This is a genomic window from Cellulophaga baltica (genome assembly GCF_900102165.1).
Classification (GTDB): Bacteria; Bacteroidota; Bacteroidia; order Flavobacteriales; family Flavobacteriaceae; genus Cellulophaga; species Cellulophaga baltica.
The window spans coordinates 1-3165 of the sequence record NZ_FNBD01000041.1 but is presented as its reverse complement, the minus strand read 5'-3'; the positions used below and the strand labels follow the sequence as shown (position 1 = coordinate 3165).

Sequence of the window (3165 nt, the reverse complement as noted above, 5' to 3'; positions counted from 1 at the left end):
AATACCGTTAACTTGCTTTTTGCCAAAGCTTCCAATGTTTTTATTTTTTTTCTTTTTCATAGTATTGGTCTTTAATTCATTGGTTTCATCATAGCATGTACGGCGTCCAGAAGTTCCATTTCTTCATAGGGCATAAGTTGGGTAATCAGTTTTAATACTTCACTCGTACAAAGTTCTGGTGCCCCAATATACTTATCAGAGGTATATTCTGCTTGCAAAGACATAATGCAGGTCTTTAGTAAATACAAAATAAGGTCCATCGCTTCTTTATAACTTTCTAAAGGCACCAATAGCATATCCTTTTCTCTATTCTGGGGATTGGATTCAAACAAAGTGAGCTTGTGCTTGCTAAGTGCTTTAATTTCTTCTAGTAGTCCTTCTGATGATAATTTCTTTTCGTTCTTCATGAGTGTATCTTTTTGAGTTATTATATATTTTGTTCAATTTTTTTTCTTTTCATTAGCAATGAGTTTTCCAATACTTTCTGTAAGTCTTAAGGGCTTATCTCTCGGAGTGGCAGCAATTCTATGGCAAGTTCCAAAACCTCTCTGATATCTTCATGAAAACCATTTACCCGCATCGGTGGTTGGACATCGCTCTGCAAACAAGTAACACATAAGAGCATCATTGATCTTGCCCTGCATAACATTTCAAAGCTGTTATGAAATTCAAGGCTACGTACGTTATATTCCTTTTCTTTTTCAATCTTAGATGCGTCAATAGATTTTTCTGAATAAAAATTTAGTTCTTCCTTTAGGCTAATTGACTTAAAAATCTCCTTCTCTTTATGGAATAGCTCTTTGATCTCCTTGATGAATACCCCTAGCTTTTGCGATAGTTGGTCCAATTCCTTTTCTGTGATTTTATAGTCTTGTGCATATCTTGCAGAGCAATAGGCGTCTTCGAGTACATCTAATAATCTGATTTCTATAGCTGATTCTACCAAGAACATACTTTCTTGTTCCTTCAACGTTTTTAACACATAACTTTGATGGTTCTTAATACTGTGGCATATCTTTACGGTACCACAAAGGAATTGTTCTAAAATGCGATAGCCTTGCTCAAAGGTTTGATGCATCATAAAGGCGCTTTGTGCAAAGTTCTTTTCTGTTTTAAAATAGTGAATACCCTTTTTAAAAGAATTCATCCGAGACAGCTCTCTTTTGAAGTTCTGATTTATGGTTTCAATGCGTTGAGATATTTTTATAGGATAACCCCAAATTAAGTGGTCAACATTTGTTTTGTAAACCAAGTCCTTATCGTGGCAATTATTCAGAAAGTAAAGATTCGCCTGCTGTAATTCTTGTTGTACATGACTAAAGGAAAATATGCGGTAAACAAAGTCGTCATACTTGGAGAAAACTTCCTGTATTACGGGTCTTATGGCTTCTATAGTATGCTGGCGAGAAAGTTTTAGAATAATATTCAAGCGCCATGCAAAAGAATGATCAGCGTCTCCCTTATTTAAATACATCCGTTCTACGGCTATTACCTTTATTAATTGGATAATGATTTGTTGTAGCTGTTTTGGACTTTCTGGTCGTAAATTGTTTAAGTTAGTGGTTTCCATATTATTTTGTTTTTATATAAAGTAATAGTGACTTCAAGAAGTATCCAACCACAGGGATTTGTATTTTACCTTACCCTATTTGTTTTTTACAAGTAGGAAACTTTTTGAAAAAAATAGTATATTTGAAGTATGGAAACAGCAACAAAACCAAACCACATTGGCAGAAAAATAAGCCGTATCAGAGAACTAAGGGGGATGAAACAAGAAACCTTAGCGGAAGAACTAGGCATCAGCCAACAGGCTGTTTCTAAAATTGAACAATCTGAAAAGATTGAAGAGGAGAAATTAGAACAAATTGCTAATGTGCTGGGAGTTCCCCCTGAAGCTATAAAAAATTATAGCGATGAAGCTGTTTTTAATATAATGGGGAACACTTATCATGATAATGCATCTTCTTTGAACTATGCTTGTACATTCAATCCAATTGATAAACTAGTTGAAGTTTATGAAGAAAATAAAAAACTCTACGAACGTCTTTTAAAATCTGAACAAGAAAAGATTGCTTATTTGGAAAAACTGATGAAATGAAACTAAAAGTGCAATAAACGACCAACTACTACTAAAAAAGGGGATCATTTAATATGATTCCCTTTTCTTTTGATTTATTGTGCTAATTTAATTTCTTCTTTCTTCTTAAATCGTAATAACAGATTACTTATGTCCTCACTGATTTTGGTCTCTACTACTCTAGCATAGATTTGTGTTGTAGATAGTTTGGTGTGCCCCAAAAGCTTAGAGACGGTCTCTATAGGTACTCCATTTGATAACATGATTGTAGTGGCAAAGGTGTGTCTAGCCACATGAAAAGTAATGTTTTTTTGAATTCCACAATCTTTTGCTATTTCCTTTAAATAGGAATTGGTCTTTTGATTGGAGCTTAACGGTAATAATCCTTGAAAATTTTTATTCGCTTTATATTTTTCTAAAATATCCCATGCCTTCGGCAGAATCGGTATTTTAACGAGTTCATTTGTTTTCTCTCTTTTGGTGAAAATCCAATTTTGATGATCTATGCCTTTTGTAATTTTGTGTACGGTAAGTTCTTTCACATCAACATAAGATAAACCCGTATAGCAAGAGAATAGAAAACAATCTTTAACCTGTTCCAGTCGATTTTGTTTAAAAACTGTATGCTCAATGAGTTCTAATTCTCTTTCTGTCAAGTAGAGTCTATCGAATTTATCAAACTTTAATTGAAACTGTTGAAATGGATTTTTAGGAATCCATTCTAATTTTACTGCAAGATTGATCATTTTCTTAAAGCGTTCCAAGTGTTTCATAACTCCATTATTAGCCATCATCAACTGTTTTTTACGATTCCTATAGTTTCTTAAGTAGTGCTCAAAATCACAGATAAAGCGATAGTTCAATTGTTTTAAATAAATATCACTTACTTTTTGTTCTTGAGCTAAGAATTTGTTTAAGTACGTTTCTGTGGTAGAATAGTTTTTTAACGTACCCTGCTTCAAAATGGCAATCATATGCTCATTATGATAACTCATAAGTTCCTTTAATGTTTTATGATGATCATCTTCTCCTAAGTAACGTAACTTAATTGCATGCGCTGTGATGATTTTAGATTCTTCTAAGAGTTG

The 3165-nt window shown here is 33.2% G+C and carries 4 protein-coding genes; 1 reads left to right on the top strand and 3 read right to left on the bottom strand.

Annotated elements, in window-relative coordinates; all coding sequences use genetic code 11:
* Nucleotides 1-71: 71 nt before the first annotated feature.
* Nucleotides 72-407 (bottom strand): hypothetical protein, encoded by a 336-nt coding sequence (locus BLQ19_RS20730; protein WP_074539647.1) that lies wholly within the window; start codon nt 405-407, stop codon nt 72-74.
* A gap of 86 nt (nt 408-493) precedes the next feature.
* On the bottom strand, nt 494-1570 hold the full coding sequence (locus BLQ19_RS20725) for a hypothetical protein (protein ID WP_074539646.1): 1077 nt from the start codon (nt 1568-1570) through the stop codon (nt 494-496).
* A gap of 129 nt (nt 1571-1699) precedes the next feature.
* On the opposite strand from BLQ19_RS20725, the gene BLQ19_RS20720 reads away from it, so the two are divergent.
* Nucleotides 1700-2098 (top strand): helix-turn-helix domain-containing protein, encoded by a 399-nt coding sequence (locus BLQ19_RS20720; RefSeq protein ID WP_074539645.1) that lies wholly within the window; start codon nt 1700-1702, stop codon nt 2096-2098.
* Nucleotides 2099-2172: 74 nt separating this feature from the next.
* Here BLQ19_RS20720 and BLQ19_RS20715 read toward each other — a convergent pair.
* On the bottom strand, nt 2173-3165 hold a 993-nt coding region (locus BLQ19_RS20715; RefSeq protein ID WP_074539644.1), incomplete at its 5' end, for a site-specific integrase.

Excerpts from the sequence above, each read along its gene's own strand:
- BLQ19_RS20725 (WP_074539646.1), bottom strand. The coding sequence starts at position 1,570 with ATGGAAACCACTAACTTAAACAATTTACGACCAGAAAGTCCAAAACAG.
- BLQ19_RS20730 (WP_074539647.1), bottom strand. The coding sequence starts at position 407 with ATGAAGAACGAAAAGAAATTATCATCAGAAGGACTACTAGAAGAAATT.
- BLQ19_RS20720 (WP_074539645.1), top strand. The coding sequence starts at position 1,700 with ATGGAAACAGCAACAAAACCAAACCACATTGGCAGAAAAATAAGCCGT.